This is a genomic window from Adhaeribacter swui (genome assembly GCF_014217805.1).
GTDB lineage: Bacteria > Bacteroidota > Bacteroidia > Cytophagales > Hymenobacteraceae > Adhaeribacter > Adhaeribacter swui.
Genome location: NZ_CP055156.1, coordinates 3,462,765 through 3,477,994, shown reverse-complemented (window position 1 = coordinate 3,477,994; position 15,230 = coordinate 3,462,765). Strand labels below are relative to the sequence as shown.

The window sequence follows — 15,230 nt, the reverse complement described above, 5'->3', positions numbered from 1 at the left end:
CATTTTGGCAAAAACCGCTTTACAAACTTTAACCGGCTGGCTTTTACCCTGGCGATTTACTTTTAATTTTACCACCGGATTAAATTTTGAAAGCAATGAAATACTTCCGCAATTATTACCCTACCTGCCATTTTGGTTTGCTATTACTTCGGGTAGGTATTGGCTGGGCTTTTATGCTGCACGGTTTTCCGAAGTTAAAAGGGGGACCGGAGTTCTGGGAACAAGTGGGGGGATCTATGGCGAACCTGGGTATTACCTTTGCTCCTCTTTTCTGGGGATTTATGGGCGGTTTTGCTGAGTTTGTAGGCGGCTTTTTACTGTTACTGGGTTTATTTTTCCGGCCGGTTACGCTTTTGCTTTTTATAACCATGTGCGTGGCTACGGTTTCGCACATTAGTAACGGCGACGATTTTAATGGTTATTCGCACGCTTTAGAGTCTGCTATTTTATTTATCAGTTTATATTTTATTGGTCCCGGCAAAATCAGTATCGATAATAAAATTTTTAGCAGTTCTGAATTTGGCCGCCGCGATAGTTCCAGATTTTAGAATTTGCCACAATGCTAAACTGTAGTTTTTAATTTTAGCCCCTGGCAGCCGCTAAAGGTAAGAAGCAAATAGCAGATAATTGCTGGCACCAAGAGCTAATCTTCAGCTACTTTCCTTACTTGTTCCGGAGGTTTTCGGAATTTAAAATTTTCAAAAAATCAGTTTTCCAATCAGGATAAAACTTGGTTTTACAGGAATTTACATCAAAATACTCAAAAATCAGTATTGAAATTCTTTTTACCGGATAAGAAATTTACCGCAACCCTCGGGTCTATTTCTTACCCGGTAAAAAGGTAATTTGTTAAACATAAAACTGATTTTTTATGCGCATTCAAGTTGTACGTTCGGTTTACACGCCTACCGCCACCCTGGGCAAAATGTTTATTGATAAAAATTTCTTTGCCTATACTTTAGAAGATACCGACCGGAATTTAAACGGTAATTGCCAGCGCAAGCAGCGAAGCCAGACGGCCATTGATAGCGGTACGTATCCGGTAGTGCTGAGCTATAGCAATAACTTTCAAAAATATTTACCGCTACTGCTCAACGTGCCGTGCTTCGAAGGTATTCGCATTCACGGGGGTAACACTTGCCACGATTCGTTGGGTTGCATTTTAATTGGCGAACACAGCAACATGCAGGACAGAATCTGGAACTGCGCCAGCAAAGTAAACAACCTGGTAGCCCTGCTAAAATCCGTGGAGAAAAAAGAAAAAATCTGGATTGAAATTGTGAAAGATACCGCCGCTGTAGCCTAAAGGCTTTTAGCTAATTATTGGTTAGCATCATAGGCCAGATCAACAATTTGATTTTTTAAAATTTTACTTTTTTCGGTTCCAGAACAATTAGGCTAAAATTAACCGATATACCTGCTTCCAGTTTCACGCAGTGTAAAGGGAGCGGTCTATAGTGGCCAGTTTTCAACTGGCCAGAAGTTGAAAACTTCCCTTTATAAATACCCACCAGCTACAAGCTGGCGGGAGATTGGAGATTTGCAAAATAAGGAATCAAATCCACTACATCGGGTGTACCAACTGGCACAAGTTGCGGGATAGTACTTACTCTACAATATTTCGGCACAGAGCGGCATTCAGGTTTTCGCGGAGAAGTAGGCAATGAGGCGATTGCTCCGGATAACCAGCTTTGTTTTTAACTTCAATACGAAATAGCTTCTACTTTAACAAAGCATCCCATAATATTTCTACGGGGTGTAAAGCGTGCCGGGCGGTGCCATCTTTGATCTGGTGCCGACACGACGTACCGGGCGCCGCTATCAACTCTTCGGCACCAGCCGCTCTAACCGCGGGGAATAAAACCAGTTCGCCAATTTGCATGGAAACATCGTAATGCTCAGCTTCATAACCAAACGAACCGGCCATACCGCAACAGCCCGATGGAATAATGCTTACTTCGTAGTTCTGGGGTAAACTGAGTAAAGCGGCCGTGGTTACTTGAGTAGATAAAGCTTTTTGGTGGCAATGGCCGTGTAGCTTAATCTGGCGGGCTTGCGTGGTAAATTGCTCCGGCCGGATATGTCCTTTAGTAACTTCCGCAGCCAGAAAGTCATCCAGGTAATAACTGTTCCGGGCCAAAATAGTAGCTTGCGTTAACAAAGCATCCGTCACCAAATCCAGGTATTCGTCTTTTAAGGTCAGAATGGCCGAGGGCTCCAGTCCCACAATCGGGATTTCTTTGCTTACTACTTTACCCAAAAGTTCTACGTTACGTATGGCAATTTTTTGGGCATCGCGCACCAAACCTTTCGATAAATACGTGCGGCCGCTTTCTACGTGTTCCGGAATTATTACCTCATAACCCAGGGCGGTGAGCAGTTGCACAGCTTTTACGCCCATTTCTACATCGTTGTAGTTCGTAAACTCATCGGCAAACAAAAACAATTTCCGGCTGCCCGCTACGGCCGGTGTATTTTTGCGCCATTGCCGGTACCAGCTTCGCAAAGTGGTTTTGGCGAGAGGCGGCAACGACCGTTGCGGCGCAAAACCAACCATTTGTTTGGCCCACTTTCCGGTTAAGCCGTTGTTCATTACCCGGTTGTACGCCCAAGGCATTTTGGCAGCCAAAGCGTTCAGGCGGGTGAAATTACCAATCAGGCGGGTGCGTATGGGTGTGCCGTTGGCATCGTAGTAATGTTGTAAAAATTCGGCCTTCATTTTGGCAATATCTACTCCTGAGGGGCACTCGGATTTGCAGCCTTTGCAGCTAATGCATAAATCCATTACGTCTTTTATCTCGTGGTGGTTAAAGCCATTTACGTTGCCATCCTGGGTTAAAAACTGGCGCAGAATATTAGCGCGGGCGCGGGTGGTGTCTTTTTCCTGGCGGGTGGCCATGTAGCTGGGGCACATCACTCCGCCGGTAAGTTGGGTTTTGCGGCAATCCCCGGAACCCGAACATTTTTCGGCTAAACGCAAAATACTACCTTGGCCGGCAAAACTAAATACGGTGTTAATCTTAGGGTCTGCCTGATTGGGCTGGTAGCGTAGAAATTCATCCATGGGCGGCGTATCCACGATTTTACCCGCGTTAAAAATAAACTGCGGATCAAATATTTGTTTTACTTGCCGGAACAACGCATATACTTCCGGCCCCATAATTTGCGGAATAAATTCGCCGCGTAAGCGGCCATCGCCGTGTTCCCCGCTGAGCGAACCGTTGTATTTTTTAACTAAATCCACGGTTTCGGCCAGTACTTGCCGGAAGAGCGTTTTACCCGCTGCTGTTTTTAAATTTAGCATTGGTTCAACGTGTAGCTCCCCGGCGCCGGCGTGGGCGTAGTACGAAGCTACTAATCCGTGGCGGTGCAGCAATTGATCTAAATCGGCGACGTACTGGGGCAAATCTTCTATAGCTACGGCGCAATCTTCAATTAAATTAACAGGTTGCTCGTCGCCGGGCATGTTGCGCAATAAACCCAAACCGCCTTTACGCACGTCCCAAGCTTTAGCCGCATCAGTCCCAAATAATACCGGGTAGGCGTAACCCAAACCGGCTTGCTGTAATTCTTGAATCAAGACTTCGGCCATAATTAAGCATTGCTCGCGGGTATCGGCAAAAAACTCGACCATTAAAATTGCCTGCGGATCGCCTTGAATGAAAAACCGGTTGGGCTGCTGGCTCAGATTATCCCGGGTAAAATCCAGAATGCGTTTATCTACCAGCTCGGAGGCGTATACGTCGTGGCGCATGGCTACCAGGTTAGCTTCTAACGATTCGCCCACACTGTTGCAATGGATGCACAGCAAAGCGTTTTCAGGTGGGGGCAGCTCCATTAGCTGCAATTTTAATTCGGTTAAAAAACACAGCGTACCTTCGGAGCCGGCAATGAGCTGGCACAAATTAAAAGGTCGTTGATTTGGGGAAAACGGTGCCGTATCGAGTAAAGCATCTAGGGCGTAACCGGAATTCCGGCGGGTTATATTTTTATGCGGAAAATTCTGTTGAATAAAAGTTTGATTTTCGGGATTGTGCAGCAACCCTAATAAATTTTTAAAAATTTTACCTTCCAGATTGTCTTGCTGCTGCACCTGGGCGATCTCTGGTTCGCTGAGCGCTTTAAAACCTGCTTCTTCGCCGTTACTTAATACTACTTTGGCTTCCAGTAAGTGGTCGCGGGTGGAGCCCCAGCGGATGCTGTGCAAACCGCAGGAATTATTGCCCACCATACCGCCCACCATGGCCCGGCTCGCCGTAGACGTTTCCGGTCCGAACATCAGCCCAAAAGGTTTTAGCTTTTTATTTAAATCGTCGCGGATAACGCCGGGCTGCACCCGCACCCATTTTTCGGTGGAGTTAATTTCCAGAATCTGATCAAAATACTTTGAGATATCTACCACAATTCCCTTACCCACCACCTGACCAGCCAGCGAGGTACCGGCGGCTCTGGGGATTAACGTAACTTGGTGGGTGGCAGCAAATTCAATTAAAGTTTTAATGTCGGCTACGTCTTTGGGTAGAGCCACGGCTAAAGGCTTTTCCTGGTAGATAGAAGCATCGGAAGCGTAAACCAAGCGCATGGCATTATCGAGGCCGGTTTCGCGGTAATAAAATTCTCCCGTTAAAGCATTTTGTAATTCCGAAAGGTTGGTAACCGCCATAAGTAAAAGTGTATTCTGATTTGTTTGCCTGTATTTTAAACCGGCATCTTACAAAAATACACATTATCTGATTGCCGCAGCAATGCTCCCACAGAATTAAAAGGTACTTCGCCTAACGTTGATTTTCTACTTCTGAATGCCTTCTATTGCTACTCTATCCTGCTAAATTCTGGTTCCCGTTATCTGCACCTTGTAAATGGAAAATAAAAATTTTAAAAAATTTGGAAGTCTGATTTCTTTATCTACTTTTGTAGTGTACTATTTAACTAATACACTAAAACGCAAACACAATGATCCAGATTAACGGTTTAAGTTTTGGCTACTCGCGCCACTCGCTGCTTTTTCAGAATCTACATTTAACCTTGCGGGAAGGCCACATTTATGGTTTGCTCGGGAAAAACGGCGCCGGCAAATCTACGCTGCTGAAGAACATGGTTGGGCTGGCTTATCCTAAATCTGGCAGTTGCTTTATAAACGGCCAATCTGCCGCTAAACGTTTACCACAAGTGTTGCAGGAACTGTATTTTATTCCGGAAGAAATTTACGTACCACCTTTAACCGCCGAACAATTTCTGGCGCGTACCGCTGGCTTTTACCCGCAATTTAACGCTACGGCCTTTTTTAAATACCTGCAGGAATTTGATGTACCCACCGGCATAATCCTGGATAAGCTATCGTTTGGGCAGCAAAAAAAATTTATGATTGCTTTTGGGCTGGCCTCCAACACCCGCTACCTGATCATGGACGAACCTACCAACGGTCTGGACATACCTTCCAAAGTACAATTCCGGAAAATAATGGCCTCGGCATTAACCGAAGACCGGTGCATGGTAATATCTACCCACCAAGTGCGCGACCTGGACAGCTTGATTGATACTATCTTGATTTTACATAACCAGGAAATTGTGGTGAACCAGGAACTGGATCGCATTGCCGAGCAGCTTACTTTTACCACCTTAACCGGTTCCGTATCCCAATCTGTTATTTACGCCGAAGACTCGGTGCGGGGCAAGCAAGCTATTTTGCCCAATACCACCGGTAGCTACAGCAAAGTAGACCTGGAATTATTATTCAACGCTATTATTAGCGGCAATCAAAATATCACGCAACTATTAAATAAACCGGTATATGAACAATCATTTTAGTTTTACCCGCTTTAGCCGCTTATTTGCTAAGCATACCGCCGAACACATTAGATGGTATTTAATGGCTACCGCCGTACTCATCGGCGGGATGACCTTGATTCTTGGTTTTTTAGCTTACCTGCAATCTTACCCCATCAACCAGGAGGAACAAACTTTGCTGTTTGTATTTGGCTTATTAGGGGCTGGCAGCATCTTCACCAGTACGGTTTTAGCGCATCTGGGCGATAAGAAAAAAGCCATGGCAGCGCTTACCTTACCTGCCAGTCACTTAGAAAAATACCTGGTAGCCTGGCTCTATTCTTTGCCGCTATTTTTAGTGGTTTTTACTGCCAGCTTTTACTTGGTTGCCTTTTTAGTAATGACACTAGACAATCCAGGGAACGTACCGGTTAAATTAATTTCTTTATTTTCTTCGGATAATATGGTGTACTTATCTTTTATAGCGTTCGCCTTTATTCATGGCTTTGCGCTCTGGGGTTCGGTGTTTTTTCAAAAATTACAATTTATTAAAAGTGCTTTTACTTTTTTCGTGGTAATGGCCCTGCTGCTTTTATTGAATTACCACGGTCTGGAGCTGTTATTTAATCGTGATTTAGCAGTAGCCATACCCTTCGATAATATAGGCTTTCACGATAAAAATCAATATTACTATGTAGAACTCCCCGAAAGCAATAAGCTGCTTACCCGGCTACTACCCCTAGTGCTGGCCGTAATTTTTTGGGTGACTGCCTATTTTGGGCTAAAAGAAAAGCAAGTTTAAGAGAGGAGAAGATTATGGAATTTAAAGATAACGAAGCGATTTACCTGCAAATAGCCACTTACGTGAGCGAAAACATACTCTTGGGCAAGTGGCTTTCGGAAGATAAAATCCCTTCGGTAAGAGATTTAGCCGGCGAATTACAAGTAAACCCCAATACTGTGATGCGTACCTACGAGTTTTTGCAAAACCAGGAAATTATTTATAACAAAAGAGGTATTGGCTTTTTTGTGGCCCCGGCCAGCGATAAAAAAATTAAAAATTACCGCAAAGAGCGTTTTCTGCAACAAGAATTACCGGAGTTTTTCCGGACCATATACTTGCTGGACATTAGCCTGGAAGAAGTGCAACTACGATACGAAAGCTTTAAGGCGAATCAATTTAAAGCCGTGAACGGCAATGGTAAAAGTGCCGAGTAACCGCACAATTTTGCGTAAAAGCTGCGACTTTATGCTGGGCTATGGCTCTTCTGTTTACAAGTAGTTTTAAAGATTAAAATTAAGCTGCTTCAAAAACTAAAATTTTAAAATTTTGCCTGATGGTACGATACATACGCACGCTGGCAATATAAAAGCAAGTACTTAAACTTATTTACTTAAACTAGAAATTGTTATAATCATGTTACAGCATTTTAAAACAAGCACCATATTGCTGCTTACTGCCGGTTTAATTTTACTGGGTTCTTTGGTAGCCTATAACATGGCTTTAAAAACAGAATACAACAAAGGCACTTATAAAGACCCCTACCGCAACTTTGTTACCCTCAATTACCGGAATTTTGACCAGATAGCGATAAATCCGGCCAGCGAACTGAACGTAAAAATTAAGGCGGGCGACTACAAAGTACAAGTACATAAGTACACCAAGGAGTACCTCTCTTTTACTCAAAACGGCAAGCTTTTACAGGTAGATTTAGCTTACCCCAAAGAGCCGCAAATGCAGCCTTACGGCGATTTAATTGTAATTACTTGCCCGAATTTAGCTAATCTTAAAACCAACGCTTTTTTTATGCAAAACGGCAAAAAGGTAATTTCTACTAAATCCTGGAACAACAGCACCGTAACCGTAGAAGGTTTTGAGCAACCTAGCTTAAATTTACAGCAAGATAAAGGCACTACCGTAAAACTTTCTGGCAATAAGCTAAACCGTTTAGAGGCGGTGGTGGGTTTAAGTACCGGGAGTACAGCCTACTTAAACCTGGATAAAACCAATCAAATTCAAGAAGCCAACCTGGACATACGAAACAAAAGCGAATTAATTGTAGAAAACCTAAACATCCCGAAACGGCAATACCACTTTTCGGATAGCGCCCGGGCTACTTTCTCCGGATCGGCGCTGGGTATTTTGGCTCAATAAAATCTATTAGGCTAAGGGCGCCTGATCAGCAGAATGAACCTGCGGAATTTGCAGATGTTGCACCGTTTCTCCTTGAAAATCAAATTCAATAAGCACGGCTGGTTCCTCACCTACCACCCACCCATCGTGGCCTGGTTCAATACTTACAATTTGCGGGGCAATAAAATCTTCCACAAACCCATCGGCGTACTGGATACGCAATTGCCCTTTGGCTAAAAAGCCGGCGTGCGCGTGCATGCACAACTCGGTACCAATAATCGGCTTTAAATCCACGGACCACTTAAAGCCTGGCGGGTAAATTACCCGTTTTACCCGGGCGGCGCCGGTTTGCATGTAATCGAGTTGTACGCCGCCAACCAGGCGGTGCTCCGCGCCAACCATGGGCGCCAAAAGCGGATCGCTGCTATTCATGAGTTTATGCGTTAATTTTTCTTACAAATAAATACCATTTAAATTGAGCAACCGGGCTAAGCACGGGCTTTTAATTGGTGCTTTTTATTTAAATTATTCTATAATAAAGCTCCGGGAAATATACTTACTTCTCAGGTAAAAGCAAGTTTAAAGCAAATTTAAGTGCGGGCTGATCCATTTAATTTATCTTTTAGCTTAAACCAAAGGTTATTCGCTTATTTTATAGCTATAAGGCCGTGAAATAAGGCTGAATGAATAAATAAAATTTTTAAAATTCCGGCTGTTTTGTTTAACACATTTATAACTTAAATCATATTACTTGCACAAAACACCGTAATTATCAATTGTTTCCAAAGTAATTTATATAACTTTTAACCCCAAAAAGAGTATACTTATTTGTAGAATTACAAGAAGTTGGTAAGCTTTGGTGGTTAATAAAAATGAAACGATTAAATTATTTAAAACTCGAATTGTATGGTTTATTTCGGGAAGCTCACAAAATTTTCAGTAGAGTTTACGAAGAAATTACCATGTTTATTTTTTATGATGCCCAGGAACGATACAGCCTGGTAATAGCTGATAATAACGAAAATATTATTTTTGAACGCGAAATTACCCGGGCCGAAGCCTTCCGGATCATAAATACCCGACCTTAAAGAAGCAAGCGGCCAAAATTTTAAAATTTTGAGCAGTAAGTTACCCAAACCAATGTAGCTTAGTTTATTTACACAATTTACAATCTTAAAAACAGGCACACCTACCAAGTAGATGTGCCTGTTTTCTTTTTAGATGTACCGGATTTTAGGGGTTTGATCCTGCAGCCACTCGCTTTTATGTTTCAGAATAAAATCGTCGGTAAGATAATACTCGGCTAAATGGTAGATATGCTCCGGATTTACAAAGTGAATGTAGTCTTTTAAAAAGTTGTTAAACAGCTCTTCCACGAACGGCGAATTGGGTACGGTTTGCAACAGACACATCACAATCTGTAATAAATATTCGGTTTGTTCGTCTTTAGAATTGCCCTGGCCAATTACCAGTTGGCAGTTCTGATTACAAGCTGCAATTTCGGGGATATAATCGTATTTTTTAAAAGTGGCTTGTAGCTTTTCCACGATATCCCGGTACACCTTATCGGAACCGGAGAGTTTATTTGCCTTAGATTTTTCCAACTCGCTCATACTGGCTTCTACGAAAAAATCAGCAACAATGATGTACCTTTTAGGCTAAGTTCTGCTATTAAGGGGTAACGTTATTATAAAAATTCAACTTATATGATAATCTTTTTAGTGGAAATATACTATTCTATTAAACGGGTTTTATCCTGTAGCCCAGCAACTTATCGCAGCAGAATTAACTATTAGCTTAGCTTCCTGAAAAGAGACAAAAAAGCAGGCACTTACTCAAACGGTTTGCCCCGAGGTAAGTGCCTGCTTCTTTTATTTTAAAAAATTACCTTCCTCTGGTAGGATCGGCACCGGCGCCTCTTACTTCCGGATCGTTGGCGCGCGCATTATATCCCGGAGGGGCATCTGGGCGCGCTGAATTGGCAGAAGAATTGGGATCGCTTTTGGCTTTACTTCTCACAGTAAATACACCAATAATAACAGCGATGATAACGGCTATAATAACAACGGTAGTTAGCATATGGAGTTAAGTTAATGTAAATGAACAAACTTAGTATACCTACTACCTACGTACTATTTTACAGATGGATACCTCCGGAAGATAATTCTGCGGAACAAACCAGTAAAGTTTTTAAAATGTGAAACGGTTTCGGGTTAAATCCGGTCGGAAAATCAGATTGTATTCTTCATTAAAATACTGGGTCGGTTAAAATTTTAAAAATTTCTTTTTTTAAAATTTTAACCGACCCAGCTAACTTATTTATCCGGTTTATTTACTACCCAAAGCTTTTGGTTTGTTTTTTTCGGCGGCTTCTATGGCATCGTAAATTACCTGTTGTATTTGGGTGCGGGTGTTTAAGTCGTAGAGCTTGCTGTTATTCCGCGTCGGATTTACTCTGTTCGACAAGAACACGTACACCAGTTCATATTTCGGATCAATCCAGGTGAAAGTACCGGTAAAGCCACTGTGGCCAAAACTTTCGGGGCTGGCGCTTCGGGCGGCATTGCCGTTTTCAATGTACGGCGAGTTAATCCGGTCGAAGCCCAAAGCCCGGCGGTTGGTGGGGCAAAACTGGCAACTGGTATAGGTGTTCATGGTGGCTTCGGAAATATACCGCCGGTTACCCGACTGGCCTTTTTGCAGATACATTTGCATTAACTTAGCTAAATCGTTGGCGTTGCCAAATAAGCCCGCATGCCCCGATACACCGCCCAGCATAGCCGCGCCTTCGTCGTGCACGGTGCCGTGCAGCAATTGTTTTCGGAACAGCGAATCGTATTCGGTAGGTACAATCTGGCTCTTAGGAAAATGTTTTTCCGGATTAAAAGTTAAAGACGTAGCTCCGAGCGGCCGGTAAAAATTTTCTTTTAAATATTCTTCAAACTTCATCCCGGTCAGCCGTTCCACAATTACGGGGTACAGAATAAAAGATAAATCAGAATACACGTAACCGGGCTTTTCGTTTAAAGGAGAGTTCCGGATTTTTTTGTACATTTTTTTATGGTAATTGCGGTGCATGTACAAATTTTGGGCAACTTTATCCGGGAAACGGGCCGATGAATCGGCTTTAAAAGTACCCCACTTAAATTTGCCGTTCTTTTTCATGGTTTCTTTCCAGAACTGAATAAAAGGCGTTAAGCGGGCCTGGTGCGTGAGAATATCTTTAAAATTTAAATTTTCTTTGTTCGAGCCTTTAAACTCCGGCAAGTAATCGCCTACTTTTTTGTTAAAATCAAATTTACCTTCGTCCTGCAGTTTCATTAAAGCCGCCAAAGAAGTAGATATTTTAGTCAGCGAAGCCAGGTCGTACAGGTCGGTGTTGGTTACCGGGGTTTTGTTGTCGTAGGTGTGATAGCCAAAAGCTTTCTGGTAAATAACGTTGCCGCCTTTAGCTACCAGCACCTGGGCGCCCGGAATAGCTTTGGCCTGAATGGCCACATTTACCAGCGAATCGATGCGGCTGAATATGCTGGAACTTAAACCTACGTCTTCCGGCGACGAGTATTTAAAGCGCAGCCCACCGTGCGTGGGCAAACCATAAGTAGCTTTGTAAGTACGGGTAACGGTTACGGGCAATTTGCCGCTGGCGCTGGCTCCTCCAAAAATTACTTCGGCGGCTACTTCCTGGGCATTCACCGACTCCTGGTAGCTCATTATCACCGCGTTTAGTTTTTCTAAATCCTGAAATTTAGCCAGGGAATACGCATTGCCAAACACACTTAAAATTGTTTTTTTGCCCTTAGCCAATTCTTTTATAAATACAATGGTTTCCGGAGATACCCCGTAATTATTGGCTGGCCGCACACCTAAGTCGTGGGCGCCCGCAATGATTAAATCATAGCCTTGCAGCTTATTTTTTAAATTTTGTAAATAATCGATGCTGGCATTGGCGGGTAAATAAAACTTTTGCACCGGGGCATAACGCGCCAACATGCGCTGAAAAGCAGTTTCAGTATCAACGCCAATGGCTAAGGCAGCAATTTTTAAAGTATCCAGGCTCCGGATAGGCAAAGTATTATTCACATTGCGCACCACCGTAACCGATAGCTCCGATAACTTGCGGTTAATGTACTCGGCATTACCGTTATTTAAATCCTGGTACAGGTTTTTTAAATTTACGGGTTGGTAGTGGTTTAAACCGGCCCAGTATTTAGCCGCCAGAATTTTCCGGACCCGGGCATCAATATCGGATTGCGAAATTTGCTTCTGTACAATAGCTTCTTTTACCAACTTAATGGCTAACCCAATATTCTCGGAAAACTCAATAACATCGTTGCCGGCCAATACAGCTCGTAAATCAGCTTGCCCGTCCGGGAAAAACTTCGTTACGCCCTTCATGTTCATAGCGTCGGTAAAAACCAAACCTTTAAAATTTAACTCTTCCTTTAATAAACCGGTTACAATAGGTTTCGATAAGGTAGATGGCAGATTACTGGTAGTATCCAGGGCCGGAATATTTAGGTGAGCCACCATTACCGAGCCTAAACCTTCTTTCATCAGCTCCCGGAACGGGTACAATTCCAAGGAATCTAAGCGGCGGCGGTTGTAGTAAATCTGTGGTAGAGCTAAGTGCGAATCTACGTCGGTATCGCCGTGGCCTGGGAAATGCTTGGCGCAAGCCATAATTCCGTGGTCCTGCATGCCTTTCATGTAGGCAATGCCTTTGCGAGTTACGTTTTTCTTGTTCTCGCCAAACGACCGGAAGTTAATTACCGGGTTGTCGGCGTTGTTATTTACGTCTATTACAGGGGCAAAATTTACGTGCATTCCCAAGCGTTTAAATTGAGTAGCCACTTCTTTCCCCATTTCGTAGATGAGCTTTTCATCTTCCAGGCCCCCACTGCTCATTTGGTACGGGAACCGGGTGGTACTATCCAGGCGCATGCCAATGCCGTATTCCGCGTCCATGGCAATAAGCAAAGGCACTTTAGCTAAGCTCTGGTAACGATTAGTGAGTTTAGCCTGGCGCACCGGTCCACCCTGAAAAAAGATTAATCCGCCTACTTTATACTGCGAAATAACATTAGCGATAGAATCTTCGAAAGCCCGGCTCCGGTTCGAGTAAGCCGCAATCATGAACATCTGGGCTATGCGTTCGTCTGGGCTTAGAGTGGCAAACACCGAATCGACCCAACGCTGATTGGTTTGCAAAAAGGCAGGGGGCACCACTATTTCGGGTTTAACCGGCGCAGGAATTTTACTTTTTTTAGCTTTTTGCGCGAAGGCAGTAAACGTAGCAAACAGAATAAAAACCAGGGTGATTTTACAAACTTTCAAGTTGGGTACCAATTAAGTCTACTTACAGGATTTTTAAAAAAATAAGCTAGGCGGTTATCATGCACCGCCCGAAACCTTTATTCCAAAAGTAATAGATAAAAATGGTACCTGAAATCGCAAATTTAAAATGAGCCGAAGTAAGAACCAGATTTTTTAAAAATAGATAGTAAAAACAAAACCAGCGAACCGGATTTTTAAAATTTTCAAAAGTTGAAATGCGCATCCTGAAATTAACCGCCGGTTTTTTAAAAATTTAAATTTTTACTTTTTTACATTGAGCCGGATACCAGCAGTAAACAAGCTATAATTTGCCAGGAACCAGCTTTACTATTTTAGTATAATTTATTGGTTGGATGCCTTGCCCGGGCAAATGCATGGCCGGCAACTTCCGTTTATATCTTAGCGTTTTGATAAATAAAATTAAATATTTTTACTTTATAAGGATAATTAATAAGATTACCGTAACTTTGCGCTGCAAATAGGAACCCTAACCGTATTTGCAATGCTTACCTACCAATCCAAAGTACTTTTTGAAGCCCTCACCTACGACGATGTGCTTCTGCTCCCTGATTATTCAGAAGTTTTACCTAAAAATTGCAATACTACTACGCCATTAACCCGCAACATCCGGTTAAACATACCGTTTGTATCGGCCGCTATGGACACCGTAACCGAAGCCGATTTAGCAATTGCCATGGCTCAGGAAGGTGGTATCGGTATTATTCACAAGAATATGACGATAAAGCAACAAGCCGAGCAGGTGCGCAAAGTAAAGCGTTCGGAAAGCGGCATGATCATGGACCCCGTTACCCTGGACGATAACTCTACCCTGGCTGACGCGTTCCGGATTATGAAAGAATATAAAATTGGCGGTATTCCGGTAACGAACAGCGAAGGCAAACTAACCGGCATTATTACCAACCGCGATCTGCGCTTCCAGAAAGATACCACGCTAAAAGTATCGGAAGTAATGACCAAAGAAAATTTAATTACCGCCGAAAAAGGAATAGACTTAGCTAAAGCCGAAGATATACTGCAACAATACCGCATCGAAAAATTACCGGTAATTGATGGCAACGGCAAATTAATTGGTTTAATTACCTACAAAGATATCCTGAAAAAGAAAAACCGGCCCAACGCCTGCAAAGACGAATTTGGCCGCTTACGGGTAGGCGCCGCCGTAGGGGTAACCCCCGACGTACTTACCCGCGTAGCCGCTTTAGCCGAAGCCGGCGTGGATGTTATTAGCGTAGATACCGCCCATGGCCACTCTAAAGGCGTACTGGATGCCGTACGCGAAATTAAACAACACTTCCCGAACCTGGATTTAATTGCCGGTAACGTAGCCACCGCCGAAGGTGCCAAAGCCTTAGCCGATGCTGGTGCCGACGCCGTAAAAGTGGGCGTAGGCCCAGGCAGTATTTGCACCACCCGGATTATTGCGGGAATTGGAGTACCGCAACTTTCGGCCGTTATGGAAGCGGTGCGCGGTTTGGAAGGCACCGATGTACCCGTAATTGCCGATGGGGGTATTAAATTTTCCGGCGATGTAGTAAAAGCTATTGCGGGCGGAGCCAGTACCGTAATGATTGGTTCTTTACTGGCCGGCACCGACGAAGCTCCCGGCGAAATGGTGATTTACGAAGGCCGTAAATTTAAAACTTACCGCGGCATGGGCTCTATTGAAGCCATGGAAGAAGGGTCTAAAGACCGGTATTTCCAAGATGCCGAAGACGATATTAAAAAACTGGTACCAGAAGGTATTGTGGGCCGGGTACCTTTTAAAGGCCTGGTAGCCGAGGTTATTTACCAAATGGTGGGTGGTTTACGGGCCGGTATGGGTTACTGCGGTGCCCCGGATATCGAACGTTTAAAAGAAGCCCGGATGGTAAAAATATCAGCGGCCGGTTTACGCGAAAGCCACCCGCACGACGTACAAATTACGAAAGAAGCCCCTAACTATACCCGGTAAGCCACTCCGGGTTTTATTTAA

General features: G+C 43.6%; 13 protein-coding genes. 8 read left to right on the top strand and 5 right to left on the bottom strand.

Annotated features, from left to right (window positions below):
- Positions 1-95 precede the first annotated feature (95 nt).
- A complete protein-coding gene (locus tag HUW51_RS14700; RefSeq protein ID WP_185270393.1) occupies positions 96-548 on the top strand; it encodes a DoxX family protein in 453 nt (150 codons plus the stop codon).
- A gap of 323 nt (positions 549-871) precedes the next feature.
- Entirely contained in the window at positions 872-1,306 is a 435-nt protein-coding gene (locus tag HUW51_RS14695) for a DUF5675 family protein (protein WP_185270392.1), read from the top strand.
- A 414-nt stretch (positions 1,307-1,720) separates the two neighbouring features.
- Here HUW51_RS14695 and HUW51_RS14690 read toward each other — a convergent pair whose 3' ends face one another.
- Positions 1,721-4,663, bottom strand: coding sequence for an FAD-binding and (Fe-S)-binding domain-containing protein (locus HUW51_RS14690; RefSeq protein WP_185270391.1), 2,943 nt, complete (start codon positions 4,661-4,663; stop codon positions 1,721-1,723).
- A 290-nt stretch (positions 4,664-4,953) separates the two neighbouring features.
- Here HUW51_RS14690 and HUW51_RS14685 point away from each other — a divergent pair, with 290 nt between their 5' ends.
- The 4 genes from HUW51_RS14685 to HUW51_RS14670 all read left to right on the top strand — a co-directional run bounded on the left by HUW51_RS14685 (position 4,954) and on the right by HUW51_RS14670 (position 7,921).
- Positions 4,954-5,808, top strand: a complete 855-nt coding sequence (locus tag HUW51_RS14685; RefSeq protein WP_185270390.1) for an ABC transporter ATP-binding protein — start codon at positions 4,954-4,956, stop codon at positions 5,806-5,808.
- Positions 5,792-6,568: a hypothetical protein gene (locus HUW51_RS14680; RefSeq protein WP_185270389.1), complete on the top strand. Its 777-nt coding sequence runs from the start codon at positions 5,792-5,794 to the stop codon at positions 6,566-6,568. The genes HUW51_RS14685 and HUW51_RS14680 overlap by 17 nt, the downstream gene beginning before the upstream one ends.
- A 14-nt stretch (positions 6,569-6,582) precedes the next feature.
- A complete protein-coding gene (locus HUW51_RS14675; RefSeq protein ID WP_185270388.1) occupies positions 6,583-6,984 on the top strand; it encodes a GntR family transcriptional regulator in 402 nt (133 codons plus the stop codon).
- A gap of 199 nt (positions 6,985-7,183) precedes the next feature.
- The gene (locus HUW51_RS14670) at positions 7,184-7,921 is read left to right on the top strand and encodes a hypothetical protein (RefSeq protein ID WP_185270387.1); all 738 of its coding nucleotides are present in this window, start codon (positions 7,184-7,186) and stop codon (positions 7,919-7,921) included.
- Positions 7,922-7,927: 6 nt separating this feature from the next.
- Here the strand turns inward: HUW51_RS14670 and HUW51_RS14665 are convergent, their stop codons facing one another.
- Positions 7,928-8,332: a cupin domain-containing protein gene (locus HUW51_RS14665; protein ID WP_228466648.1), complete on the bottom strand. Its 405-nt coding sequence runs from the start codon at positions 8,330-8,332 to the stop codon at positions 7,928-7,930.
- A gap of 440 nt (positions 8,333-8,772) precedes the next feature.
- Between HUW51_RS14665 and HUW51_RS14660 the strand changes: the two genes are divergently transcribed.
- Positions 8,773-8,988: a hypothetical protein gene (locus HUW51_RS14660; protein ID WP_185270386.1), complete on the top strand. Its 216-nt coding sequence runs from the start codon at positions 8,773-8,775 to the stop codon at positions 8,986-8,988.
- 129 nt (positions 8,989-9,117) lie between these two features.
- On the opposite strand, the gene HUW51_RS14655 is transcribed toward HUW51_RS14660, so the two are convergent.
- The 3 genes from HUW51_RS14655 to HUW51_RS14645 form a co-directional block, all read right to left on the bottom strand.
- Positions 9,118-9,513, bottom strand: a complete 396-nt coding sequence (locus tag HUW51_RS14655; protein WP_185270385.1) for a hypothetical protein — start codon at positions 9,511-9,513, stop codon at positions 9,118-9,120.
- 271 nt (positions 9,514-9,784) lie between these two features.
- Positions 9,785-9,979 (bottom strand): hypothetical protein, encoded by a 195-nt coding sequence (locus HUW51_RS14650; protein ID WP_185270384.1) that lies wholly within the window; start codon positions 9,977-9,979, stop codon positions 9,785-9,787.
- A 249-nt stretch (positions 9,980-10,228) separates the two neighbouring features.
- Positions 10,229-13,237, bottom strand: a complete 3,009-nt coding sequence (locus HUW51_RS14645; RefSeq protein WP_185270383.1) for a glycoside hydrolase family 3 N-terminal domain-containing protein — start codon at positions 13,235-13,237, stop codon at positions 10,229-10,231.
- A gap of 502 nt (positions 13,238-13,739) precedes the next feature.
- Between HUW51_RS14645 and guaB the strand changes: the two genes are divergently transcribed.
- Positions 13,740-15,209: an IMP dehydrogenase gene (gene guaB, locus HUW51_RS14640; protein ID WP_185270382.1), complete on the top strand. Its 1,470-nt coding sequence runs from the start codon at positions 13,740-13,742 to the stop codon at positions 15,207-15,209.
- Positions 15,210-15,230 lie beyond the last annotated feature (21 nt).